The sequence below is a fragment of the Nissabacter sp. SGAir0207 genome, assembly GCF_005491205.1.
Lineage (GTDB): Bacteria > Pseudomonadota > Gammaproteobacteria > Enterobacterales > Enterobacteriaceae > Chimaeribacter.
Window position 1 is genome coordinate 1,531,208 of sequence record NZ_CP028035.1, and the last position, 24,976, is coordinate 1,556,183.

24 protein-coding genes and 1 other annotated feature are annotated in these 24,976 nt (G+C 61.6%); of the genes, 14 read left to right on the forward strand and 10 right to left on the reverse strand.

The genetic code is table 11. The annotated features are described in order from the left end of the window. The first annotated feature begins 5 nt into the window (after positions 1–5). The 3 genes from C1N62_RS06475 (at position 6) to gndA (ending at position 3,511) form a co-directional block, all read left to right on the forward strand. On the forward strand, positions 6–965 hold the full coding sequence (locus C1N62_RS06475) for a glycosyltransferase family 2 protein (protein ID WP_137762855.1): 960 nt from the start codon (positions 6–8) through the stop codon (positions 963–965). A 13-nt stretch (positions 966–978) separates the two neighbouring features. Further along, positions 979–1,791: a glycosyltransferase gene (locus C1N62_RS06480; protein WP_137762856.1), complete on the forward strand. Its 813-nt coding sequence runs from the start codon at positions 979–981 to the stop codon at positions 1,789–1,791. A gap of 313 nt (positions 1,792–2,104) precedes the next feature. After that, positions 2,105–3,511 carry an NADP-dependent phosphogluconate dehydrogenase gene (gene gndA / locus C1N62_RS06485; protein WP_137762857.1) on the forward strand — a complete coding sequence of 469 codons (1,407 nt, stop codon included), beginning with the start codon at positions 2,105–2,107 and terminating at the stop codon, positions 3,509–3,511. Between the two features lie 85 nt (positions 3,512–3,596). Here gndA and hisIE read toward each other — a convergent pair whose 3' ends face one another. The 9 genes from hisIE to hisL all read right to left on the reverse strand — a co-directional run bounded on the left by hisIE (position 3,597) and on the right by hisL (position 10,913). Beyond that, the gene (gene hisIE, locus C1N62_RS06490) at positions 3,597–4,208 is read right to left on the reverse strand and encodes a bifunctional phosphoribosyl-AMP cyclohydrolase/phosphoribosyl-ATP diphosphatase HisIE (RefSeq protein WP_137762858.1); all 612 of its coding nucleotides are present in this window, start codon (positions 4,206–4,208) and stop codon (positions 3,597–3,599) included. Beyond that, entirely contained in the window at positions 4,202–4,978 is a 777-nt protein-coding gene (gene hisF / locus C1N62_RS06495) for an imidazole glycerol phosphate synthase subunit HisF (RefSeq protein WP_137762859.1), read from the reverse strand. The genes hisIE and hisF overlap by 7 nt, the downstream gene beginning before the upstream one ends. Further along, positions 4,960–5,697: a 1-(5-phosphoribosyl)-5-[(5-phosphoribosylamino)methylideneamino]imidazole-4-carboxamide isomerase gene (gene hisA, locus C1N62_RS06500; RefSeq protein ID WP_137762860.1), complete on the reverse strand. Its 738-nt coding sequence runs from the start codon at positions 5,695–5,697 to the stop codon at positions 4,960–4,962. The genes hisF and hisA overlap by 19 nt, the downstream gene beginning before the upstream one ends. A 5-nt stretch (positions 5,698–5,702) precedes the next feature. Next, positions 5,703–6,293, reverse strand: coding sequence for an imidazole glycerol phosphate synthase subunit HisH (gene hisH / locus C1N62_RS06505; protein WP_137762861.1), 591 nt, complete (start codon positions 6,291–6,293; stop codon positions 5,703–5,705). Further along, a complete protein-coding gene (gene hisB / locus C1N62_RS06510) occupies positions 6,294–7,361 on the reverse strand; it encodes a bifunctional histidinol-phosphatase/imidazoleglycerol-phosphate dehydratase HisB (protein ID WP_137762862.1) in 1,068 nt (355 codons plus the stop codon). Next, on the reverse strand, positions 7,358–8,467 hold the full coding sequence (hisC, locus tag C1N62_RS06515; protein WP_137762863.1) for a histidinol-phosphate transaminase: 1,110 nt from the start codon (positions 8,465–8,467) through the stop codon (positions 7,358–7,360). Before hisC ends, hisB begins: the two co-directional genes overlap by 4 nt. Continuing rightward, complete coding sequence (gene hisD / locus C1N62_RS06520; protein ID WP_370465588.1) at positions 8,464–9,777, reverse strand: histidinol dehydrogenase; 1,314 nt, start codon at positions 9,775–9,777, stop codon at positions 8,464–8,466. The genes hisC and hisD overlap by 4 nt, the downstream gene beginning before the upstream one ends. Further along, the gene (hisG, locus tag C1N62_RS06525; RefSeq protein WP_137762864.1) at positions 9,778–10,677 is read right to left on the reverse strand and encodes an ATP phosphoribosyltransferase; all 900 of its coding nucleotides are present in this window, start codon (positions 10,675–10,677) and stop codon (positions 9,778–9,780) included. A 57-nt stretch (positions 10,678–10,734) separates the two neighbouring features. Continuing rightward, positions 10,735–10,860: a sequence feature (His leader region), on the reverse strand. Further along, entirely contained in the window at positions 10,836–10,913 is a 78-nt protein-coding gene (hisL, locus tag C1N62_RS23575) for a his operon leader peptide (RefSeq protein WP_370465595.1), read from the reverse strand. (Overlaps the previous feature by 25 nt.) A gap of 172 nt (positions 10,914–11,085) precedes the next feature. Here hisL and C1N62_RS06535 point away from each other — a divergent pair, with 172 nt between their 5' ends. Next, a complete protein-coding gene (locus C1N62_RS06535) occupies positions 11,086–11,919 on the forward strand; it encodes an SDR family oxidoreductase (RefSeq protein ID WP_137762865.1) in 834 nt (277 codons plus the stop codon). Positions 11,920–11,964: 45 nt separating this feature from the next. Here C1N62_RS06535 and rhaT read toward each other — a convergent pair whose 3' ends face one another. Beyond that, positions 11,965–12,999, reverse strand: coding sequence for an L-rhamnose/proton symporter RhaT (gene rhaT, locus C1N62_RS06540; RefSeq protein ID WP_137762866.1), 1,035 nt, complete (start codon positions 12,997–12,999; stop codon positions 11,965–11,967). Between the two features lie 1,147 nt (positions 13,000–14,146). Here rhaT and flhD point away from each other — a divergent pair. From flhD to C1N62_RS06590, 10 genes are all read left to right on the forward strand, one after another. Continuing rightward, complete coding sequence (flhD, locus tag C1N62_RS06545; RefSeq protein WP_137762867.1) at positions 14,147–14,500, forward strand: flagellar transcriptional regulator FlhD; 354 nt, start codon at positions 14,147–14,149, stop codon at positions 14,498–14,500. Further along, complete coding sequence (gene flhC, locus C1N62_RS06550) at positions 14,500–15,081, forward strand: flagellar transcriptional regulator FlhC (protein ID WP_137762868.1); 582 nt, start codon at positions 14,500–14,502, stop codon at positions 15,079–15,081. Before flhD ends, flhC begins: the two co-directional genes overlap by 1 nt. 150 nt (positions 15,082–15,231) lie before the next feature. Then, positions 15,232–16,104 (forward strand): flagellar motor stator protein MotA, encoded by an 873-nt coding sequence (gene motA, locus C1N62_RS06555; RefSeq protein ID WP_137762869.1) that lies wholly within the window; start codon positions 15,232–15,234, stop codon positions 16,102–16,104. Then, complete coding sequence (gene motB / locus C1N62_RS06560; protein WP_137762870.1) at positions 16,101–17,153, forward strand: flagellar motor protein MotB; 1,053 nt, start codon at positions 16,101–16,103, stop codon at positions 17,151–17,153. Before motA ends, motB begins: the two co-directional genes overlap by 4 nt. Then, positions 17,150–19,138, forward strand: coding sequence for a chemotaxis protein CheA (gene cheA / locus C1N62_RS06565; protein ID WP_137762871.1), 1,989 nt, complete (start codon positions 17,150–17,152; stop codon positions 19,136–19,138). Before motB ends, cheA begins: the two co-directional genes overlap by 4 nt. A 40-nt stretch (positions 19,139–19,178) precedes the next feature. Next, the gene (cheW, locus tag C1N62_RS06570) at positions 19,179–19,676 is read left to right on the forward strand and encodes a chemotaxis protein CheW (RefSeq protein ID WP_137762872.1); all 498 of its coding nucleotides are present in this window, start codon (positions 19,179–19,181) and stop codon (positions 19,674–19,676) included. A 271-nt stretch (positions 19,677–19,947) separates the two neighbouring features. Then, the gene (locus tag C1N62_RS06575; RefSeq protein ID WP_137762873.1) at positions 19,948–20,508 is read left to right on the forward strand and encodes a fimbrial protein; all 561 of its coding nucleotides are present in this window, start codon (positions 19,948–19,950) and stop codon (positions 20,506–20,508) included. 121 nt (positions 20,509–20,629) lie between these two features. Further along, positions 20,630–23,050 (forward strand): fimbria/pilus outer membrane usher protein, encoded by a 2,421-nt coding sequence (locus tag C1N62_RS06580; RefSeq protein WP_168195825.1) that lies wholly within the window; start codon positions 20,630–20,632, stop codon positions 23,048–23,050. Positions 23,051–23,091: 41 nt separating this feature from the next. Next, positions 23,092–23,817 carry a molecular chaperone gene (locus C1N62_RS06585; RefSeq protein ID WP_137762875.1) on the forward strand — a complete coding sequence of 242 codons (726 nt, stop codon included), beginning with the start codon at positions 23,092–23,094 and terminating at the stop codon, positions 23,815–23,817. Between the two features lie 4 nt (positions 23,818–23,821). Then, complete coding sequence (locus C1N62_RS06590; RefSeq protein ID WP_137762876.1) at positions 23,822–24,859, forward strand: fimbrial protein; 1,038 nt, start codon at positions 23,822–23,824, stop codon at positions 24,857–24,859. Positions 24,860–24,976: the final 117 nt, after the last annotated feature.

Consider the following 24,976-nt stretch of genomic DNA (forward strand, 5'->3'; position numbering starts at 1 on the left):
AAGCGATGGATTCTCTGCTTCCCACAAACACGCCACATTCTGACCCGCTTCCGGCGCAGGTCGCCATCCTCATGGGCTGCTACAACGGTGCGGCCCATTTGGCGGCGCAGCTGGACTCTTTCCGCGCGCAAACCTATCCACACTGGACGTTATGGGCGTCAGATGACGGCTCAAGCGACGGCACGCCAGCGCTGATTGAGGCGTTTCTGGCCCAGCCGGGTGTGGCGGGGCGCTGTCTGGCTGGGCCGCAACGCGGTTTTTGTGAAAACTTCATGTCATTGATCAGCCATCCGGACATTAAGGCGCAGTACTATGCCTTCGCCGATCAGGATGACATCTGGCTTGACGACAAATTGAGCCGGGCGGTGGCCTGGCTTGAGCAGGTCGATCCGGCGGTGCCGGCGCTCTACTGTTCGCGTACCCGGCTCACGGATGAGGCCGGCAATCTGGTTGGTTTTTCACCGGATTACCGCAAACCTCCCGGTTTTGGCAATGCATTGCTACAGAATATTGCCAGCGGCAACACCATGGTCTTCAATCATAAGGCAAGGACGTTATTGCAAAAGGCGCACGGCGCGCCGCTGGTGGTGCATGACTGGTCGCTGTACCAAATCGTGAGCGGCTGCGGTGGCGTGGTTCGGTTCGACCCGACGCCGACCGTGCTCTATCGCCAGCATGGCAATAACCAGATAGGCAATGGCATGTCGCCCCTGCGCCGGTTGCGCAACTTTATGGCCGCGCACGCTGGCCGGGCGGCAGGCTGGAACGATCGTAACTATCAGGCACTGATGTGCGTGGCAGATGACCTGACCGCAGAGAGCGCCAGCCAACTGGCGGCGTTCCGGCAGATCCGCCAGCGTGGCCTGCTGGCCCGCCTGCGGCTGTGCCGTAAGGCGGGTGTGTACCATCAGCAGGCGATAGGTATGCTGACCACGCTCACGTATGTGCTGCTTAACAGACTTTAATTTGGTGTCCTTGGTGAAAATAATTGCTTCTCTGGTGTTGTATAAACATACCTATCAGGATGTTGAGGAAACGCTCCACTCGTTGTTCTACGAGGAGAGCATATCGAAAGTCGTTATCGTGGATAATGGCGCCTGCTGTGGCTGGCTGGCCACCCTGACCCATGAGAAGCTGGAGATCATCACCCTGCCGGTCAACCGGGGCTTTGGTGCCGGGCACAATGCCGTGCTGCAACGCTACCGGCAGGCGGCGGAGTTTATCCTGATCTGCAACCCGGACATCGCGTTCAACCGCGGTGAGGTGGACAAACTGTACGCGTTCAGCGTGCGCCACCAGACCGGGCTGTCGATCCCGAAAGTGATCTACCCGGATGGCAGCCTGCAACATGGCTGCAAGCTGCTGCCATCACCTTACCAACTGCTGATCCGGCGGTTCGTGTCGCGTTTCTCCAGCAATATCAATACCGAGTATGAACTGCGCAACGCTGACTACAGTCAGGCGTTCTTCGCGCCCTCGCTCTCCGGCTGTTTTATGCTGCTCAGCCGCCGTGCGCTGGCGGATGTGGTGGGCTTTGATACCCGCTTCTTCCTCTATTTAGAGGATGTGGATCTCTCGCGCCGCGTCTGCCAGGCGCAGCATCTGGTGAGCTACTGCCCGGAGGCGGTGGTGATCCATGAGTCGCAGCGTCGCTCCTACCGGGATTTCCGCTTCCTGCTGTTCCACATGACGTCGGCGGTGCGCTACTTCAATAAGTGGGGCTGGTTCAGTGACCAACAGCGTAAAAGTCTTAATCAGCGCTGTCTGGCCCAGTTGCCGAATCCGAAATAGCCGCGCCGGGTGCGGCCTGGCTGCCCCTTTTGGCCGCCAGCGGCTAAAATTAACCGCATCCCGGCGCATTTTGCTCTGTATTTTTTTAATGTTACCGGTAAAGTAATCCGGCAGGCCCGCAGGGTGAGCGGGGGCAGGCACGTGTCACGCGGCCAGGCGTTGTAAGATGAATGTAATGGCTGCGATAGGTACACGGGCGCCTTTTCTCATGTACAATGCGGGTGTTCATCTGTGAGGCCCGGCGCGTTAAATCCCCTGATAACAGAGGGTTATGCAGTTGCGGGCTATCGTATATTTCAGACAGGAGTTGCTAATGTCCAAACAACAGATCGGCGTTGTCGGTATGGCGGTCATGGGCCGTAACCTCGCGCTTAACATCGAAAGCCGTGGTTATTCCGTTTCTATCTTCAACCGTTCTGGCGACAAGACTGACGAAGTTATCGCTGAGAACCCAGGCAAAAATCTGGTGCCGCACTACACGGTTGAAGAGTTTGTTGAGTCGCTGGAGAAGCCTCGCCGCATCCTGCTGATGGTAAAAGCGGGCGAAGCCACCGACAAAACCATCGCCTCCCTGACGCCGCACCTGGATAAAGGTGACATCCTGATCGATGGCGGCAACACCTTCTATAAAGATACCATCCGCCGTAACCGTGAACTCTCCGAGCAGGGCTTCAACTTCATCGGCACCGGCGTCTCCGGCGGTGAAGAGGGCGCACTGAAAGGCCCATCCATCATGCCTGGCGGCCAGAAAGAGGCCTATGAGCTGGTGGCCCCGATCCTCGAGCAGATCGCGGCCCGTGCAGAAGGCGAAGCGTGCGTGGCCTACATCGGCCCGGACGGCGCAGGCCACTACGTGAAGATGGTGCACAACGGCATCGAGTATGGCGACATGCAGCTGATCGCAGAGGCGTACTCCCTGCTGAAAAGCGCGCTGAACCTGAACAACGAAGAGCTGGCGAAAACCTTCAGCGAGTGGAACGAAGGCGAGCTGAGCAGCTACCTGATCGACATCACCAAAGATATCTTCACCAAGAAAGATGAAGAGGGTAACTATCTGGTTGACGTCATCCTTGACGAAGCAGCCAACAAAGGCACCGGTAAGTGGACCAGCCAAAGCTCCCTGGATCTCGGCGAGCCGCTGACCCTGATCACGGAATCCGTGTTCGCCCGCTACCTCTCCTCCCTGAAAGATCAGCGCGTTGCCGCGTCCAAAGTGCTGAGCGGCCCGTCCGTGAAAGCGGTGGAAGGCGATAAGGCTGAGTTCATCGAGAAAGTGCGCCGCGCGCTCTACCTGGGCAAAATCGTCTCCTATGCACAGGGCTTCTCCCAGCTGAAAGCGGCTTCCGACGAGAACAACTGGAGCCTGAACTACGGCGAAATCGCCAAGATCTTCCGCGCTGGTTGCATCATCCGTGCCCAGTTCCTGCAGAAGATCACCGATGCCTACGCAGAGAACGCCTCCATCGCGAACCTGCTGCTGGCGCCGTACTTCAAAAACATCGCTGACGAGTACCAACAGGCCCTGCGTGACGTGGTGGCTTACGCGGTGCAGAACGGTATCCCGACCCCGACCTTCTCTGCGGCAATCAACTACTACGACAGCTACCGTTCCGCGGTACTGCCGGCGAACCTGATTCAGGCGCAGCGTGACTACTTCGGCGCGCACACCTACAAGCGTATCGACAAAGAGGGTGTGTTCCACACCGAGTGGCTGGACTAATCGCCACCTGGGGTTGATACACCGCCCATGAAAAAGCCGCCGGATAATCCGGCGGCTTTTTTTATGCCTTGCGTCAGGCCAGCGCTTACTGGTGGCGCTGGCGCAGGTTGGCGATGATGTCGCTCATCGAGAGATCCTGATCCTGCAACAGCACCATCAGGTGGTAGAGCAGGTCAGAAGCCTCATTGGTCAGCTCCTCGCGGTCATGCACCGTGGCGGCCAGTGCGGTCTCCACGCCTTCCTCACCCACTTTCTGGGCGATGCGCTTGGTGCCGCTGGCGTAGAGGCGGGCGGTGTAGGAGCTGGCCGGATCGGCGCTCTTGCGCTCTGCCAGCAACTGCTCCAGCTGGTAGAGGAAGCCCCAGTCGCTGGTGGCCGGGTGGAAGCAGCTGCTGTTGCCGAGGTGGCAGGTGGGGCCGATGGGGTTGGCCAGCACCAGCAGGGTGTCATGGTCGCAGTCAGGGGTGATGCTGACGACGTTCAGGAAGTGGCCGGAGCTTTCGCCCTTGGTCCACAGGCGCTGTTTGGTGCGTGACCAGAAGGTGACGTGGCCGCTCTCTTCGGTGGCCGCCAGTGCCGCGTGGTTCATGTAGCCCAGCATCAGCACCTCGCCGGAGACGGCGTGTTGGACAATCACCGGCATCAGGTCACCGGTCTTCTCCCAGTCGAGTTGGGCCTTCTGTTGTTCGCTTAACACGTTCTGATCTCCACGCCATTGTCGGCCAAATAGCCTTTTAACTCACCGATATTGATAATCTGCTTGTGGAACACCGAGGCCGCCAACGCGCCATCGACGCCCGCGTCGCGGAAGGCTTCCAAGAAGTGCTCCATGGTGCCCGCGCCGCCAGAGGCGATCAGCGGCACATGGCACAGCTCGCGTACCTGACGCAGCTGCGCCAGATCGTAGCCGTTGCGCACGCCATCCTGATTCATCATGTTGAGCACAATCTCGCCCGCCCCGCGTGCCTGCACCTCTTTCACCCACTCCAGCGTCTGCCAGGTGGTGACCTTGGTGCGGCTCTCGTCGCCGGTGTACTGGTTGACATGGTACAGGCCGCTGTCGGCGTCAAACCAGGTGTCGATGCCCACCACGATGCACTGCACGCCAAAGCGATCGGCCAGACGGGTGATCAGCGACGGATCGGCCAGCGCCGGCGAGTTGATGGAGATCTTGTCCGCGCCGAAGGAGAGGATCTGCGCCGCGTCCTCGGCACTCTTGATGCCGCCAGCCACGCAGAACGGGATGTCAATCACCTCGGCCACGCGCGCCACCCAGCTCTTGTCGACGACCCGGTCATCGGAGGAGGCGGTGATGTCATAGAACACCAGTTCATCCGCGCCCTCGGCGGCGTAGCGCTGCGCCAGCGGCACGATGTCGCCAATTATCTCATGGTTGCGGAACTGGACGCCCTTGACCACCTGACCCGCCTTGACGTCGAGGCAGGGAATTATCCGTTTTGCCAACATGCGATCGCCTCCTTCACGTTAAATTTGCCTTCCAGCAGGGCTCGGCCGACGATCACCCCCTGCACGCCGCTGCCGCGCAGGGCGGTGATGTCATCCAGGTTGCCAATGCCGCCGGAGGCCTGAAACGCCACCTGCGGGTAGCGCTGGCTGATCTCGCGGTAAAGTTCGACGTTGGAACCGGCCAGGGTGCCATCCCGCGAGATGTCCGTGCAGAGCACGTGCTTCAGGCCGAAGGGCAGGTAGGCCTCCACCAGCTGCTCCAGCGTGGCGTCAGACGCCTCCTGCCAGCCGCTGACCGCCACGCGCTTGGCGCCATCGTCGCCGATGCGCACATCCAGCGCCAGCACCAGCGCGTCCGCCCCAAAACGGTCAAACCAGCGCTGCACGGTGGCTGGCTGCTTGACGGCAGTGGAGCCGACCACCACGCGGGCCGCACCGGCTTCCAGCAATGCCTCGACATCCTGCTCGCTGCGAATGCCGCCGCCGACCTGCACCGGCACCCCGACGCCAGCCAGCAGGCTGCGCAACAGCGGGATCTGGCGCGCCGCCGGATCTTTCGCGCCGGTCAGGTCAACCAGATGCAGCACCTGCGCCCCCTGTTGCTGGTAATCCTGCAAACGCGGCAGCGGCGTATTGCCGTAGTCGCGCTGCTGGCCGTAGTCGCCCTGATGCAGCCGCACCACGCTACCGTCAATTAAGTCCAAAGCGGGAATGATCATGCTGCTTACATCTCCAGAAAGTTTTTCAGCAGTTGCGCGCCCGCCGCGCCAGAGCGCTCCGGGTGAAACTGCACGCCGAAGAAGTTGTCTTTGGCGACGGCGGCGGTGAAGGGTTCGCCGTAGTTGGCTTGCGCGATGGTATTGGCGCATACAGGCATGGCGTATCCGTGAACGAAGTAGAAGTAGGCATCGTCGCTGATGCCGCGGAACAGGTGGCTGTCTGCGTTGGCGGTGACCTTGTTCCAGCCCATGTGCGGCAGCGGCAGGCCATGATCCACCATTTTGGTGACCGGCGTATCAATAATGCCGAGGGTCGGCACACCGCCGCTCTCCTCGCTGGCGCTGGCCAGCAATTGCATCCCCAGGCAGATGCCCAGCACCGGCTGGGTGCAGGCCTTGATCAGGTCAATCAGGTCACGCTCCGCCAGCTGGTCCATGGCCGCCCGCGCGGTGCCGACGCCCGGCAGGAACAGCTTGTCAGCGCGCAGCACAATGTCCGCCTCGCGGCTCACCTGCGGCGTATAGCCGAGGCGCTGGATGGCATAGTTGACGGAGGAGAGGTTGGCGCAGCCGGTATCCAGAATCACCACGTTCATTTACAGCACTCCTTTCGAGCTGGGCAGGGTGTTGCCCTCAACACGGATCGCCTGACGCAGGGTGCGGCCAAAGGCTTTGAACAGACTCTCCACGCGGTGGTGATCGTTCTTGCCCTTGGTTTTCAGGTGCAGGGTGCAGGCCATGGCGTAGGAGAGCGAGCGGAAGAAGTGCTCCACCATCTCCGTGCTCAGGTCGCCGACGCGCTGGTAGCTGAACTCCGCCTTGAACTCCAGGTGCGGACGGCCAGAGATGTCCAGCGCGCAACTCGCCTTGCACTCATCCATCGGCAGCACGAAACCGAAGCGGCCGATGCCGCGCTTGTCGCCCAGCGCCTTGTTCAGCGCCTCGCCCAGCGCCAGCGCCGTGTCCTCCACCGTGTGGTGATCGTCGATGTAGAGATCGCCGTTCACCTCAACGTTCATGCGGAAGCCGCCGTGGGTGGCGATCTGATCGAGCATATGGTCGAAGAAGCCGACGCCGGTCTTGATCTTGCTGTCGCCCTCGCGATCGAGCCAGACATCCACGTTGATGTCGGTTTCGCGGGTCACGCGCTTGACGTGGGCGTGGCGGTCACGCTGGGTCAGCTGCTTCTCAATCGCCTTCCAGTTCAGCGTATCGCGCTGGTAGCGCAGGCCAGTGATGCCCATGTTCTGCGCCAGCTGGATATCCGTCTCGCGGTCGCCAATCACATAGCTGTTGGCGGTGTCCATCACGCCGCCCTCAAGATAGCCGGTCACCAGCGCGGTGCGCGGCTTGCGGCAGGCGCAGTGGTCATCCGGCAGGTGCGGGCAGATCAGGATGTCATCGAAGCGGATGCCCTGCGAGGTGAAGATCTGCATCATCAGGTTATGCGGCGGATCAAAGGTCTCCTGCGGGAAACTGGCGGTGCCGAGGCCATCCTGATTGGTGATCATCACCAACCGGAAGCCCGCCTCCTGAAGCGCCAGCAGGGCCGGGATGGCATCCGGCTCCAGCGCCAGCTTGTCCAGCCGGTCAACCTGGAAATCCTCGGGCGGCTCGGCAATCAGCGTACCGTCACGGTCAATAAACAGAAACTTCTGGCTCACATCGGCTCCTTGCTGGGGCTGGTCATGGTATTGGCGGACACCGCCGGCAGCGCCTTGAGCGCATCAATCACCCGGCGGCACTCTTCACGGGTGCCAACAGTGATGCGCAGGCAGCCGGCCAGTCCCGGTTGCTTGTTTTGGTCTCGCAAGATAATGCCCTGATCCCACAAGGATTTAAAGACATTGGCGGAGTCGGTGAAGCGCGCCAGCACATAATTGCTCTCGCTGGCGAAAACCTGCTCAACGCAGGCGCAGCCGGCCAGCGCGTCCATCAATTCGGCGCGGTTCGCCAGCAGGCCAGCCACGCGCTCACGCATGGTGGCGATGCCGCGTTCGCTCAGCGCCTGCGCGGCGATGTCCGCCACCGGCGTGGAGAGCGGGTAGGGGGCGATCACCTTCATCAACAGCGCGATCAGCGGCGCGTTGGCCAGGGTGAAGCCGCAGCGCAGCCCGGCCAGCGCGAAGGCTTTGGAGAGGGTACGCAGCACCGCCAGGTGCGGGTACTCGGCCAGCCAGCCGGTGACGGTGGCCTGCGGGCAGAACTCAATGTAGGCCTCATCCACCGCCACGATCGCCTTGCCGCGCGCCATCTCCAGCACCGCGCGGATCGCCTGCGGATCGACCAGATTGCCGGTCGGGTTGTTCGGGCTGCAAATGTAGATCAGCTTCACGCCATCCAGTGCGGCTTCGATCGCCGGCAGGTCGAGCTGCCAGTCGCGTTTCGCGGGCACCGTGCGGCGCTCGACGCCAAAGGTCTCGGCGCTGACGCCATACATGCCGTAGGTCGGCGGGCAGTAGAGCACCGCATCGCGGCCCGGCTCGCAGAAGGCGCGGATCAGCAGTTCGATCCCCTCATCCGCGCCCCGGCTCACCAGTACCTGAGAGGGTGACAGGCCAGCGTAGGCGGCGTAGCGCGCCACCACCGTGGCCGGTTGGCACTCCGGGTAGCGGTTGAAGGTCTGGGCGGTCAGCGCGAATTGCGGCGCTTCCGGGTACTCATTGGCATTCAGCCAGACGTCGCCGTTGCCGCCAAGGCGGCGTGCCGATTGGTAGGGCGTCAGTTCGCGCACGTTGGCACGTGCCAACGCGAGGATGTCATCGATCATGGCTGCTGCTCCTTCAGGGCGGCGACCCGCAGGGTCACGGCATTTTTGTGGGCGGTCAGCTGCTCCGCCTGTGCCAGGGTCTCAATGGTCGGTGCCAGTTGCAGCAGGCCCTGCGGCGTCAGCTGTTGCACCGTCATGCGTTTCTGGAAATCGGCCAGCCCAAGGCTGGAGTAGGTCGAGGTGTAGCCATAGGTCGGCAGCACGTGGTTGGTGCCGGAGGCGTAATCGCCAGCGGACTCCGGTGACCAGTCACCGAGGAACACCGAACCAGCACTGGTGATGCGCTCAACCAGCGCTTCCGGCTCGCGGGTTTGCAGGATCAGGTGCTCTGGCCCGTAGCGGTTGCTGATCGCCAGACACTCCTCCAAATCCTGCGCCACAATCAGCCGGCTGGCGGCGAGCGCCTGACGGGCAATCTCACTGCGCGACAGGGTGGCGAGCTGGCTCTCCACCGCCTCGGCCACCGCCTGCGCGATGGCGCGATCCGGCGTCAGTAGCACCACCTGGGAGTCCGGGCCGTGCTCCGCCTGTGACAGCAAATCGGCGGCAACGAAGGCCGGGGTCGCGCCGCTGTCGGCAATCACCAGCACTTCGGAGGGGCCAGCCGGCATATCGATGGCTGCGCCATCCAGCCCTTGGCTCACCTGGCGTTTCGCCTCGGTGACGTAGGCATTGCCCGGCCCGAAGATCTTGTCCACTTTTGGCACGCTCTCGGTGCCGAAGGCCATCGCAGCAATCGCTTGCGCGCCACCCAGCTGGAAGACTTCCTGAATGCCGCACAGCTGCGCGGCGTAGAGGATCTCAGGGGCTACCGGCGGCGGCGAGCAGAGCACCACGCGGCGGCAACCGGCGATGCGCGCCGGGGTGGCGAGCATCAGCACCGTCGAGGGCAGTGGCGCGGAGCCACCCGGAATATAGAGGCCCACGGCGTCAATCGGCCGCGTCAGCTGCTGGCAGCGCACGCCCGGCTGGGTTTCGATGTCCACCGGCGGCAGCTTTTGCGCATTGTGGAAGATGTCGATGTTGCGCACCGCCACCGCCATCGCCTGCTTCACTTCCTCGCTGAGGCCCGCGGCGGCGGCCGCAATCTCCGCCTCGCTGACGCGGATGGCGTCAACCTGAGTCTTGTCAAACTGGGCGCTCAGGTCGCGCAGCGCGGCGTCGCCCTCCTGCTTCACGCGGGCGAGGATCGCCTGCACCGTTTCGGTGATGCGGGCCGAGGCGGAGACCGCCGGACGGGTGAGCAGCGCCTGCTGCTCCTCGGCGCTGCACTGCGCCCAATCAATGATCTGGTCAAAGGCGCGCATCATTTACTCCATCATCTTCTCAATCGGCAACACCAGAATGGAGCTGGCACCCAGTGCCTTCAGCTTCTCCATTGTCTCCCAGAACAGGGTTTCGCTACTGACCATGTGCATCGCCACGCGATTCTGGTCACCGGCCAGCGGCAGGATGGTCGGGCGTTCCGCGCCCGGCAGCAGGGCGATCACCTCTTCCAGCCGCTCATTCGGCGCGTGCATCATGATGTATTTGGACTCACGCGCCTGAATCACCCCCTGGATGCGGGTCAGCAGTTTGTCGATCAGTAGCTGTTTCGATTGCGGCATCTCGCCGTCGCGCTGGATCAGGCAGGCCTTGGAGCGGTAGATCACCTCTACCTCACGCAGGCCGTTGGCCTCCAGCGTCGCGCCGGTGGAGACCAGATCGCAGATGGCGTCCGCCAGACCGGCGCGCGGCGCCACTTCCACCGAGCCGTTCAACAGGCAGGATTTGAACTCCACGCCCTGCTTGTCGAGGTACTGTTTCAGGATGTGCGGGTAGGAGGTGGCGATGCGGGCATTTTGCAGGCTGCGCGGGCCGGTGTAGTCAAAGTCGAGGGCTGTGGCCAGCGACAGGCGGCAGCCGCCGAAATCAAGGCGGCGCAGGGTGGTGTAGCGCGGGTCTTCACCCTGGGCGCGGCGGGTCAGCAACTCCTCTTCCAGCACGTTCTCGCCGATGATGCCGAGATCGACCACGCCATCCATCACCAGACCGGGGATGTCATCATCCCGCACGCGCAGAATGTCGATCGGCATATTTTCCGCGAAGGCGATCAGACGCTGCTGTTGCAGGTTGATCTTAATGCCGCAGCGCGCCAGCAGCTCCTGGGAGTCCTCGCTCAGGCGGCCTGACTTCTGCATTGCTATCCGTAAACGTGTTTTATCCAGCATGGTGAACCCTCTTACCCGTAATGTGATGTCAAAATAATCTTTGTGATGAAGGGGTTAAAAAAAAAGCCCCCGGAAGAATCTTCCGGGGGCTTTTCGATCGCGTTCCGCCGCCGCTGGAAGATTCGTTAAACGTCTTCCAGCACACATCGCCTGAAAGACTAGTCAGGATGATGGTGATGATGGTGGTTGAATGGAACGCGGTTCATAAATTTCTCGTCTAATCTGGTGGCCGGCATAAAAGCCGTTCAATATTTAACTGTCAATTAACCTAAACCATCGACGACGCGTCGCGCAACCTTTTTTTCAGGGCATGACCGATTTTCATGATCGGCCATATGCGCGGCGGCTTGCCCCGCCACGCGGCACGCGCTAGCGTAGGGGCCACCAACAGGCCACACAGGAGAGAGTATGAAAAACGTGGCAATTATCGGGCTGGGCTGGCTTGGCCTGCCACTGGCCATGGCACTGAAAGCCGAGGGCTATCAGGTGGTGGGCAGCAAAACCACCCCCGATGGCGTGGACGCCGCCCGCATGGCTGGCATTGAGAGCTACCTGCTGGAGATCACGCCAGAGGGGGAGATAGCGTGCGACGCCGATGACCTGTCGGCGCTGCTGAACGTGGACGCGCTGGTGATCACCCTGCCAGCACGCCGCACGCCGGAGGGGAGCGCCCACTATCTGCACGCGGTACAGCTGCTGGTGGACAGCGCGCTGGCGCATCAGGTGCCGCGCATTGTCCTCACCAGCTCCACCGCGGTGTATGGCGACGCGCCGGGGCGGCGGCAGGAGTCCTCGCCGCTTGAGCCAGCCAGCCACAGCGGCAAAGCGCTGGTGACGCTGGAGAACTGGCTGCACCAGCTGCCGAACACCTCGGTGGACATCCTGCGACTGGGCGGGCTGGTGGGGCAGGATCGCCACCCCGGCCGGTTCCTCTCGGGCAAGCTGGGGCTGAAAAATGGCTCCCACGGCGTCAATCTGGTGCATCAGGATGATGTGATCGCCGCCATCCAGCTGCTGTTGCGTCAGCCGCAGGGCGGCCATACCTACAACCTCTGCGCGCCGCAGCATCCGTCGAAACGGGACTTCTACCGCCATGCCGCCGACCGGTTGGGCGTGCCGCGCCCGGAGTTTCTGGATGAGGCGGAGAGTGAGGGGAAAATCGTCGAAGGTGAACTGATCTGCCAGGAACTGGGGTTCAGTTACCGCTACCCCGATCCCGACCGGATGCCAGTCAACGGCTAACAAAAAGGGCAGCCCGTGGGCTGCCCTTTTTCATGGCGCATAGGGTCAGGAGGCCATGCCCATGCCGACAATGTTGGCCGCCAGCACAATCACCAGCGCGCCGAGGCAGAGGATGCGCGTCGGCTTGGTGCCGGTGCTCAGCCACTCCTTCAGCAGCAGCCCGACGATGCCGCCACCCAGCACGTAGAAGCTCATGTGCAGCATCCAGCTCATGTAGTCATACTGAACCGGGATGCTGGCGTGGCCCCACGCGTAGAAGAAGAACTGCAAATACCACATCACCCCGGCCAGCACCGAGAAGAGCACGTTGGTCAACAGCACCGACGAGGCCACCGAGAGATCGGCGCGCAGCGAGAGATCGCGCCGCGTCATCAGGCGGAGGATGCAGAAGCCAAGGTTAATCAGCGCGCCGCCGCCCATGATCACCACGTAGCTCGGCAGCGCCACATAGAGCGGGCTGATGCCGATCTGGGCCGCCGCGTCATGCATCGGCTTGGCAGCGTCCATCGCGAAGGACATGCCAGCGGAGAAGACGCCGCACATTATCGCCAGTGCCAGCCCCTTGCGCAGGTTGAACTCCTCGGCACGGATGCCGAGCGCCCGCTCCTTTAGCAGGCCAGCGTAGGTGACAATGCCGACGCCCACCACCGCCACCAGCACGCCGAGCAGCGTCATGCGGCCGCCGGGGGTGCCGATCATCATGCCGAAGCGCCCCTGGATGATGGGGGTCATCAGGGTGCCGATGATCAGGGTGATGCCGATGGCGATGCCAATGCCGAGCGACATGCCGAGGTAGCGCATCGTCAGGCCATAGCCGATGTTGCCGACGCCCCACATCGCGCCGAACAGGAACACCGGCAACAGCACGCTGGCGCTGAAACTGCCGTAGTAGGCCCAGAAGTCAGGCAGCAGCCAGTAGCTGATGCCCCACGGCAGGATGATCCAGGAGAAGAGGCCGCCGAGTGACCACATGGTTTCCCAGGACCAGTGACGCACCTTCTTGTAGGGGGCATAGAAGCAAGCGGCGCTGGTGGCGCCGACAAAGTGCCAGAATATCCCCAGTACGATAGAACTGCTCATAGAGAACCCTTTGTTGTTGTTGGCAGAGGCCGCCGACGCTGGGCGGCGAGGTAAGGGGCGTGCTAGCACGCTGTCCGGCAGTGTAGGGCGCGCGGCAAGGTCGCCACCTTCCATACAGTGCCATCGCCGCGCCGCGGATGGCAGAATTCAGAAGGTCGCCGTGAGAGGGGTCACAGAACCGCGACGGCACGCGGTTCGCGTTAAAAAAGCGGGCAGGGCGGCCAGTTGGACAACGCGGGAAAATAATGGAGGGGAAGATTTTTTCGCTTTTTTTGCCGATTCATTAAAGTTCCATGAAATAGTGCCGATAATATCCCTTCAGTCCCGTTGATAATAACCAATCGCAACTACTTTCCCTTTCCTCCTGCCCCTGCCGGCCATCAGGGGAATTTGTCATATCAGTGTCATGCTGAAGTAACATTTAGTTACATATGCCGCCTTGTTGCGATCGTCCTGTCGCCATCCTTAACCTTCCCTTATCACCTGCTGTTTAAAGCATCAGCATCATCTGCTCTGTTAACCTCAATTGTCAGACAGAGGCTATCCCACTGATTCGTTTCAGCCCGTGATGATAACCCTATGGTCGGTGGGTAATTCTGTATAAACCGCACTCTATCAGAATAAAAAACTGTAAATTGCGTTTTTCTATGCAGATGTTCGAAATGATCTCAAAACGCGCAAATATTTGCCTTTAAGGCAGGCTTTTTAGACAGGTTTTTACATCGCCCTGATTTTTAACTCACTTTTTAGCCGTCTAAACGGAATTTTTACGCTTTGCAGGCGTAAAAATAGTTCATTTTTGTGATGCACATCACATTTTTTCCAAAAGGGAATGCATCCCTCGTTGTGTCTTTACCGCCTTCGAGAGTAGAGTTGCGCCGATTAGGATTAATCCTAATTAAATGTGTAAAAGCGTTTCAGCGAAGAAGCGTTCAGATGTGGAAGGGCCTCCCCAAAACGTAAGTTTTTTTTGACCTTCGGGTCAGTTCTCACAGTTACACAATTTAATTTTTAAGCTGTACACCAGGATTAGGATTAGGTGCCGATGGACGGCCCGATCGACAGGGTCTGCTTTGGGATAGCCTGAAGTATGAAATATTTTTTTAGCCGGAAGATGTGAAAAAACATCACTGGCTGGGCGGGGTTAATGGATATGTCCGAATTGCTCAAACATATATATGACATTAATTTGTCGTATCTGCTTTTAGCACAGCGTTTAATCAATGATGAAAAGGATTCAGCCATGTTTCGGCTGGGAATTGATGAGGCCATGGCGGATGCGCTGGCGCAGTTGACCCTGCCGCAGATGGTAAAGCTGGCTGAAACCAATCAGCTCCTCTGTCAGTTCCGCTTCGACGACCACACCTCCATCTCGCGCCTGACCCAGGCCTCGCGGGTGGATGACCTCCAGCAGATCCACACCGGCATCCTGCTCTCCAGTGAGCTGGTGAGACGCGGCGCCCTGGCCGACGGCGGCCTCGCGAAGAAAAGGGCTGGGTAATGAGCGAAAAGAGCATCGTCCAGGAGGCCAGGGACATCCAGCTGGCCATGGAACTCATCACCCTGGGCGCGCGCCTGCAAATGCTGGAGAGTGAAACCCAGCTGAGCCGTGGCCGGCTAATCAAGCTCTATAAAGAGCTACGCGGCAGCCCGCCGCCAAAGGGGATGCTGCCGTTCTCCACCGACTGGTTCATGACCTGGGAACAGAACATCCACTCCTCGATGTTCTACAACGCCTACCAGTTTTTGGTGCAGAAGGGGCGGTGCAGCGGCGTGGAGGCGGTGATCAAAGCCTATCGCCTCTATCTGGAGCAGTGCCCGCAACAGCCGGACGCGCCGCCGGTGCTGGCGCTGACCCGCGCCTGGACGCTGGTGCGCTTTGTTGACAGCGGCATGTTGCAGATGTCGGGTTGCACCTGTTGCGGTGGCACCTTTATCACCCACGCCCACCACCCGGCGCAGGGCTTTGTCTGTAGCCTGTGCCAGCCGCCCTCCCGCGCGGTAAAAAGACGTAAACTTTCGCCGCAACTGGCCGATATTATCCCTGAACTGCTGGACGAGAAGGTCAAGCGCGCAGTTTAAGCGGACGAGCGGCGCCATCAATCCGGGCGGGCCAACAGGCCCGGCCGGTAGCAAGTATCCCCCCCGACGTTCCGTGCCCGTGGCGCTATGCCGCGGCGCTCCCCTGTGCGTGACACCCCGCCTTTCAACCACATACATTAAGGAATCATCGTGTTAGTTATCATAGGTTACATCGTGGTCCTCGGCGCGGTTCTCGGCGGCTACATGATGGTCGGCGGCGAGCTGGGTGCGCTTTACCAGCCCTCTGAGCTGGTGATCATCGGCGGCGCGGCAATCGGTGCCTTTTTTGTCGGCAACAACGGCAAATCGATCAAGGCCACCCTGCGGGCGCTGCCCAAGCTGATGCGTGGCTCGAAGTACAACAAGGCGCTCTATATGGATCTGATGGGGCTGCTCTACCGCCTGTTGGCCAAATCGCGCCAGCAGGGGATGCTGTCACTGGAGCGCGATATCGACTCGCCGCCGGAGAGTGAAATTTTCTCTAATTATCCGCGCATCTTGGCCGATAAAGTGCTGATGGAGTACTTAACGGATTACCTGCGCCTGATGGTGAGCGGCAACATGAACGCCCACGAGATTGAGGCGCTGATGGATGAAGAGATCGAAACCTTCGAGAATGAGAGCGAGGTGCCGGCGGGCAGCCTGTCGATGATTGGCGACTCCCTGCCGGCATTCGGCATCGTGGCGGCGGTGATGGGGGTAGTGCACGCGCTGGCCTCCGCCGACCGCCCGGCCGCCGAGCTGGGGGAGCTGATTGCCCACGCGATGGTCGGCACCTTCCTCGGCATCCTGCTGGCCTATGGCTTCATCTCGCCGCTGGCGGCGGTGCTGCGCCAGAAGTGCGCCGAGAACGTCAAGATGATGCAGTGCATCAAGGTGACGCTGCTGTCGAGCATCAATGGCTATGCGCCGCAGATCGCGGTGGAGTTTGGCCGTAAGACCCTCTACACCAGCGAGCGCCCCTCCTTTATGGAGCTGGAGGAGCACGTGCGCAAAGTGAAGTCGCCGGGCGGGGATGCATGAAACAGCAAGACGCACGCGTGGTGATCAAGCGCAAGCGGGCGAAGCATGGCGGCGGCCACCACGGCGGCTCCTGGAAGATCGCCTATGCCGACTTTATGACCGCCATGATGGCCTTCTTTCTGGTGATGTGGCTTATCTCCATCGCCAGCCCGAAAGAGCTGACGCAGATCGCCGAGTATTTCCGCACGCCGCTGAAGGTGGCACTGAGCGGCGGCCAGCGCAGCAGCGACAGCGAAAGCCCGATCCCCGGCGGCGGCGATGACCCGACGCGCCATGAGGGCGAGGTGCACAAGGTGGTGGAGCGCTCAGAGAAGATCGAGGAGAACGCCCGGCTGCAAAAGCTGCATGAGGATCTTGACCAGCTGCTGGAGTCCGATCCGCGCCTGCGCGCCCTGCGGCCGCACCTGCTGATCACCCTGACCGAACAGGGGCTGCGCATCCAGATCATCGATAGCCAGAACCGGCCGATGTTCCGCACCGGCAGCGCGCAGGTGGAGCCTTACATGCGTGACATTCTGCGCGCCATCGGGCCGATCCTCGATCACTTCCCGAACAAAATCAGTCTGGCGGGCCATACCGATGACATTCCCTATGTCACCGGCGAGCGCGGCTACAGCAACTGGGAGCTGTCCGCTGACCGCGCCAACGCCAGCCGGCGCGAGCTGGTCTACGGCGGCCTGAGCGAGGGCAAGGTACTGCGGGTGATGGGGCTGGCGGCCACCATGCAGCTGCGCAACCACGAGGCGGGTGACGCCATCAACCGCCGCATCAGCATTCTGGTGCTGAACAAAGAGGCGCAACAAAACATTGAGCGGGAGAACAGCGAGGGCAGCGGCGTCACGCTGAGCCAGCCCGGCGCGCTGTCAGCGATGACCCCGGCCGGTCAGGCCGGTGCGCCAGCGGCTACCCCGCCACAGACTCAACAACCGACCCCGGTGACGGCGCCTGCGCCGGCGGCGGCCCCGGACGCGCCGCCCAGCGCCGCGCTGCCGGCCGCCCCGGCCGGCCCTGCCGGTCAGCCGCGACTCACAGCAGAGGTGACACCGTGAGCATGGATATCAGTGATTTTTACCAGACGTTTTTCGACGAGGCGGATGAGCTGCTGGCGGACATGGAGCAGCACCTGCTGCTGCTCGATCCGCACAGCCCGGACATTGAGCAGCTGAACGCGATCTTCCGCGCGGCGCACTCGATCAAGGGCGGGGCGGCCACCTTTGGCTTTTCAGTGCTCCAGGAGACCACCCACCTACTGGAGAACCTGCTGGATGGGGCGCGCCGCAGCGAGATGCAGCTGAGCACCGAGATTATCAACCTGTTTTTGGAAACCAAAGATATTATGCAGGAGCAGTTGGACGCGTATAAATCTTCCCAGGACCCGGACGCCGGGAGCTTCACTTACATCTGCGAAGCCCTGCGCCAGCTGGCCCTTGAGGCGCAGGGCGGTGACGCACCGGCCGCGGCACCTGCCCCGGCCGCCCACCCCGCGCCGGTGGCCGCCGCGCCGCAACCTGCCGCCAACGGCGGCCTGCGCGTCTGCCTGACCGGGCTGAAGCCGCAGGAGATCCCGCTGATGCTGGAGGAGCTGGGCAACCTCGGTGAGGTGACCGATGCGCAGCAGGGGGAGAACAGCCTGGAGGCGACGCTGCATAGCTCGGTCAGCGAGGATGATATCAGCGCCGTGCTCTGCTTTGTGCTGGAGCCAGACCAGATAAGCTTTGGCGCACCGCCGCCGCCAGCCCCTGCCGCCGAGGTCGCGGCCCCGGCAGTTACCCCGGCTGTGGTGGAGGCCGCCGCGCCCGTGGCGAAAGCCGCCGAGCCAGCCAAGGCGCGCGCCGCCGCCAAACCCGCCGAATCCACCAGCATCCGCGTGGCGGTCGAGAAGGTCGACCAGCTGATTAATCTGGTGGGCGAACTGGTGATCACCCAGTCGATGCTGGCGCAGCGCTCCGGCACCCTCGACCCGGTCAACCACGGCGACCTGCTCAACAGCATGGGCCAGCTGGAGCGCAATGCGCGTGACCTGCAAGAGTCGGTGATGTCGATCCGCATGATGCCGATGGAGTACGTCTTCAGCCGCTTCCCGCGTCTGGTACGCGATCTGGCCAGCAAACTGGGCAAGCAGGTGGAGCTGACCTTGCAGGGCAGTTCCACCGAACTGGACAAGAGCCTGATTGAACGCATCATCGACCCGTTGACGCACCTGGTGCGCAACAGCCTCGACCACGGCATTGAGAACGCCGCCACCCGGCAGGCCAACGGCAAAAGCCCGGTGGGCAACCTGATCCTCTCGGCGGAGCATCAGGGCGGTAACATCTGCATTGAGGTGGTGGATGACGGCGCGGGCCTCAACCGCGAGCGCATTCTGGCGAAAGCCGCCTCCTCCGGCCTGCCGGTCAGCGACAGCATGACCGACGAAGAGGTCGGGATGCTGATCTTCGCGCCGGGCTTCTCTACCGCCGAGCAGGTGACGGACGTCTCCGGCCGTGGCGTCGGCATGGACGTGGTGAAGCGGAACATTCAGGAGATGGGCGGCCACGTCGAGATCCACTCCCAGCAGGGCAAGGGCACCACCATCCGCATCTTGCTGCCGCTGACGCTGGCGATCCTCGACGGCATGTCGGTCAAGGTGGGCAACGAGGTGTTTATCCTGCCGCTGAACGCGGTGATGGAGTCGCTGCAACCGCTGGCGGAGGATCTCCACCCACTGGCCGGCGGCGAGCGGGTGTTGCAGGTGCGCGGCGAATACCTGCCGCTGGTGGAGCTGTTCCGGGTCTTTGACGTGGCGGGCGCCCGCACTGAGGCGACGCAGGGCATCGTGGTGATCCTGCAAAGCGCCGGGCGACGCTACGCCCTGTTGGTTGACCAGCTGATTGGCCAGCACCAGGTGGTGGTCAAGAATCTCGAGAGCAACTATCGCAAGGTGCCGGGGATCTCCGCGGCCACCATTCTGGGCGACGGCAGCGTGGCGCTGATCGTTGATGTCTCCGCGCTTCAGGCGCTGAACCGGGAAAAGCGGGTTACGGTCGCCGCCTGAGGCGACCCTGATCCCATCGCAACATAGGTAGGAAATGAACATGGCTGGACTGGCAACTGTGACAAAACTGGCGGGTGAGACGGTAGGGCAGGAGTTCCTGATCTTCACGCTCGGTGACGAAGAGTATGGGATTGATATCCTTAAGGTGCAGGAGATCCGCGGTTACGATCAGGTGACGCGCATCGCCAACACTCCCGCCTTTATCAAGGGCGTCACCAACCTGCGTGGCGTAATTGTGCCGATCATCGACCTGCGGGTGAAGTTCGCCCAGCAGGGGGTAGAGTACAATGACAACACCGTGGTGATCGTGCTCAATCTGGAGCAGCGCGTGGTAGGCATCGTGGTGGATGGCGTCTCGGATGTGCTTTCGCTGACGGCTGAGCAGATCCGCCCGGCACCGGAGTTTGCGGTCACGCTGGCGACCGAGTACCTCACCGGCCTCGGCTCACTGGGTGAGCGGATGCTGATTCTGGTGGACATTGAGCGGCTGCTCAGCAGCGAGGAGATGGCGCTGATTGAGAGCGTCGCCAAAGCCTGATAAATCAACCCCCGCCAAGGGGGTTTTTTATTTTCTCCCTCCGCTATTTCTCCCCATTAATAAGTAAATCTTGGACTATTGAATTTATCATCACTATTTCCGTTACGATTCTTCTGAATGGGCGGGAATAGTTAATTTTAGTGCTAATTAATCAATTATTATTAATTGTTAAATTGAAAATATAAGCCTGCTTATTTATTCTTCTCCTGAATTCAATAGGGGCGTTTTGACGAGTGCCCGTGCCGAAATTTATTAATTCTGTGAGGAATCTATGGTATCTTTCAAAAAAAGTCTTCTCTGTCTGGCGGCATCTACTCTGCTGGTTGCAGGCGGCGCATTGGCTGACGCAGGTCAGGGCGAAGGGAAAATTACCTTTAAAGGCGTGGTGATTGACGCCCCATGCTCCATCTCGCCAGACAGCGTGGACATGGAGGTGAACCTTGGTGAAGTCTCCACCGATGCCCTGAAGTCAGGCACCTCCGCCCCGATCAGTTTCGACATCAAATTGCAGGATTGCCAGCTGGATGACGGCACGGGCACCCCGGTAGCCACCAAGGTTGGCGTCACCTTCAACAGCGCCAACGTTGACCCGTCCGCTGCCAACATCCTGGCGAACACCCGTGGGCTGGAAGGGGCGCACAACGTCGGCGTACGCCTGATGAAAGAGGATGAGAGCCACATCGATTTGGGCGTGGAGCAAGACGTGCCGCTGGTCGGCATGAATGACGTACAGGTTCTGACCTTCAAGGCGCACATGGAAAGCCTGCCATCTGGCTTGCCAACCCCAGGGGCCGTCGAAGCCAATGCCACCTATGTGCTTAATTACCTGTAATGAATACGATGGTAAGGAATTTATTGCCGGAGGGTGACTTCCGGCACCTAAATTAATTTCACTTGCTGGTGTCCCCACTATTATGATCGCGTCCACGTGCGTTATTCGCCAGGGTGTAATAATGGCGATGCTGGCGATGATGTTACACGCCGCGCCAGCACCTGCCGTTGAATTCAATATTAACGCCATTGATGCGGATGTGCGGGGGAATATCAATCTCGCCGCCTTCGCACAGGCGGGAAATATTGCACCGGGCGACTACCTGCTGGACGTTACCCTGAATGGCGAACCCCTGCCGGATCGCTATTTACTGCATTGGCGAACGGTACCGGATAACCCGGTGCCGCAACTCTGTGTGCCGCCGTCGCTGGCGGACATGCTCGGCCTACAGCCGCACATTTTGCACTCGCTGCCGTTGCGTGACGGCTGCGTCGCTTTCGACAGCCACCCGGAAATCACCTTCACCCTCGATCAGGCCAACCAGCGGCTGGTGGTGCGCATCCCGCAGGCGTGGCTGGCCTACAACCCGCGTGACTGGACGCCGCCCTCCCACTGGGATCCGGGCGTCAGCGGCGTGCTGCTCGACTACAACCTGTTTGCCAGCCGCACCCACTCCCATGACACCGGCGTGAGCCGCAGCCTGAGTGGCTATGGCACCGCGGGCATCAACCTCGGTGCGTGGCGGCTGCGCTCTGACCTGCAATACAGCGCCGACAGCACGGAAGAGGGCGGCACCAGCCACGACTTCAGCCAGCCGCAGCTCTACCTCTACCGGCCGCTGCCGTCGCTGGGCGCGCGGCTGACGCTGGGGCAGAGCACGCTGCGCTCAGACATCTTTGATGGCTTCTCCTTCACCGGCGCGACCCTGCAAACCGACGAGCGGATGCTGCCCTATAACCTGCGCGGTTACGCCCCGCAGGTGAGTGGGCTGGCCAAAACCAACGCCCACGTGATCGTCAGCCAGAATGGCCGCGTGCTCTACCGCACCGACGTCGCGCCCGGCCCCTTTGTGATCCGCGACCTGAGCGATGCGATTCAGGGCACGCTGGATGTGCGGGTCGAGGAGGAGGATGGGCAGGTGAGCACCTTCAAGGTGGAGGCCGCCTCGGTGCCGTACCTGACCCGCCAGGGGCAGGTGCGCTACAGTCTGGCCGGGGGCCGCGTGGATGCGCAGGGGGGCGACACCTGGGTCGAGCCAGCCTTCACCAGCGCCGAGTTCTCCTGGGGGGCGTTCAGCCAGACCTCGCTCTACGGCGGCCTGCTGCTGAGCGACAGCGACTACCGCGCCGCCTCCGTGGGGGTGGGGCAGAACATGACCTGGCTGGGTGCCATCTCGTTTGACATCACCCAGTCGCAGGCGCAGTTGCCGCACCGGGCGGCGCAGCGCGGCAACAGTTACCGCGTCAACTACAACAAGCGCTTTGCCGGTTCGCAGAGCGAGGTGAGTCTGGCGGGCTACCGCCACGCCAGCCGGGACTTTATGTCGATGCAGGACTTTACCCGCGGCGGCCCGGAACCCGGCGAGACTGAAAAGGAGACCTTCAGCCTCACCTTCAGCCAGATGATCCAGCCGCTGTCGCTCTCGCTGCTGCTCAGCCTGCGCAACCAGACCTATTGGGAGGGCAGCTCCAGCAACACCTACAGCGCCACGCTGGGCCGCTCCTTTGACATAGGCCGCTTTCGCGGCATCTCCACCTCGCTCTCTCTCAACCGCACGGAGGATGAGGAGGGGGAGGCCGATCGCCAAATTTACCTGACCGTCAGCGTGCCGCTCAGCGAAACCGGCCGCCTTGGCTACACCCTGCAACAGGATGACGGGGTGGATAACACCCTGACCTACTCCAGCACCCCGAACCCGGACACCAACTGGAGCCTCAGTGCGGGCGATCAGGGCGACGGCAACGGCGTGCTGACGCGCGCCAACTACCAGCACCGCAGCGCGCTCGGCGAGCTGTCGCTGGCCGGCAGCTACAAGCGTGAGGAGTACAACTCCCTCAGCGCTGGCTGGAGCGGCTCCTTCACCGCCACCCGCCACGGCGCGGCGCTGCACCGCAACAGCGCCGCCGACGCGCCACGGCTGATGGTGGACAGCGACGGCGTGGCCGGTATCCCGATCAACGGCGGCGTGGCGGTGACCAACCGCTTTGGCACGGCGGTGATCCCCTCCCTGGCCAGCTACCTGCCGACAGAGGCGCAGGTGGATGTCAACCACCTGCCTGACGGGGTAGATGTACGCAACAATGTGATGCGCCAGACGCTGACCGAGGGCGCCATCGGCTATCGTTCCCTGAAGGCGGTCAAAGGCCGCTATGCCGCCGCGGTCATCACCCTACAGAACGGCACCTATCCGCCGCTGGGCTCCGAGGTGGTGGATGAGGCCAGCGGCGTGCCGGCTGGCATGGTCAGCGAACAGGGACAGGTCTATCTACAGGGCGTCACCCCCAGCCACCGCTACCGCGTGCGGTGGGGCGAAGCGGGGTGCAGCCTGACACTGCCGGAGACTTTCAGCGGCGAGGGCATGTTGCTGCTGCCGTGCCGTTAACCATTTTCGCCGGCCTGGCCGGCATTGACCGGGGGTAAACCATGATGAAACGTTTTCTGGCGTTAGCCATGCTCAGCGTGCTGCCACTGGCCGCGCAGGCGGCCATCAACCTTGACCGTACCCGCATCATCGCCACGGAGGGTGAAAAGTCCGTCAGCCTGACGCTCAACAACCAGAGTACCCACCTGCCATACCTCGCCCATGCGTGGGTGGAGGATGAGGCGGGCCAGAAAAACAGCGCCGTGTTCATGGTACTGCCGCCGTTGCAGCGGCTGGAGCCGCAGGCGCGCAGCCAGGTCAGGCTGGTGCGCCAGCCGGGCGCGGATGCCCTGCCCAAGGATCGCGAGAGCCTGTTCTACTTCAACGTGCGCGAAGTGCCGCCCAAGAGCGACAAGGAGAGCGTCTTGCAGGTGGCGACCCAAAGCCGCATCAAGCTGTTCTACCGGCCGTCGTCACTGGCCAACGCGCCGGACACCCCCTGGCAGGAGCGGCTGGAGGTGACGCGCAGTGGCTCGGGCATGACGCTGCATAACCCCACGCCCTACTACGTGACGCTGGGCTATGCTGGCAATCCGGGACAAAAGGGGCTGGCGCAGTTTGCCGGTGTGATGCTCAAGCCGTTTGGCAGTGAGCAGGTCGAGGGGACGGCGGCGCTGCATGAGCGCTTCAACCTGGGCTATATCAATGATTTCGGCGCGCTGATGCTGCTTGAAGCCCGTTGTACGGCGGGGGAACGCTGCACCCTGACCCGGTCGGCCTCGAGGTGACAGCATGGTCAAGATCTGGATAGTGCTGCTGGGGCTGCTGCTGGGCGGCCCGGCGTTTGCGATGGATTGCTACCTGAACAACGAAGGAGGGCCGGTGGATTTCACCACCACCGTCGACCCCTTTGCGGTGCCCTCCAATGCGCAGGCTGGCCAGAAAATCTGGGAGAGCAGCGACTTCAACATCACCGTCTACTGCACCCATAACTACGCCGACAATCAGGAAAAAGAGAACATCTACGCGTGGGTTGACCCCTATGGCAGCAGCTCTGATCCCTACTACCAACTTGGCGTCACCTACAATGGCGCGGATTATGACGCCATTGGCGCGCCGGTCGGGCTGGACTCCGGTGTCTGCATTGACAACAACACCTTTGCCAACCATCCGCCCCAGCCTGAACAGAAGGACAAGCTGTGCAGCGGCTCGCCCAGCAGCCTGACCTTTGCTGCCAGTATGCCGGCGCGCTTCCGGCTCTACGTCAAACTGAAATCGATGCCGCCGCCCGGCTATGTCACCACGCTGTCGTCGGACTTTACGGTGGTGCAATTTGATGGCAAGGGGGGCATCAACACGATGGCCGACGCCAAAAACCTCAAATACCGGGTCAATGGGCTGAACAACATCCGCGTGCTGGATTGCGGCGCGACGCTCTCGATCTTCCCGCCAGATCAGGTGGTGGATTTCGGCGCCTTCAGCAGCAAGGATGTGCAGGCACAGCCACTCCAGCGTGACTTCACCGTCAAGGCCAATAAGTTGCAGGATGCGACGTGCAGCGACGGCTTCAAGATGACGGCGGAGTTCTATACCGACGCGCCGCTGCTGGGCGACCGGCAGGCGATCGATCTGCAAAATGGCCTGATGCTGCAAATCCTGGAGCAGGAGCAACCGCTGACCTTCAACACCTACACCGATTTTGCCGATTTCACCGGCGGCAATATGAGCTGGGAGCGCCGCTATCAGGCGCGCATCTCGCCCGCGCCCGGCGGCAACATCCAGCCCGGCCCCTTCAGCAGCACGGTGATCTTCAAGGTCTCCTACTACTAAACGTGGCGGCAGGCAAGGCTCACCCTACCTGCCGCGCGCTTTTCAGCAAAAGCCGCATAAAGTTCCCCTCTCTGGTGCCGATAACCTGTTCAGTTGAAACACCTCACTAAAGGGACA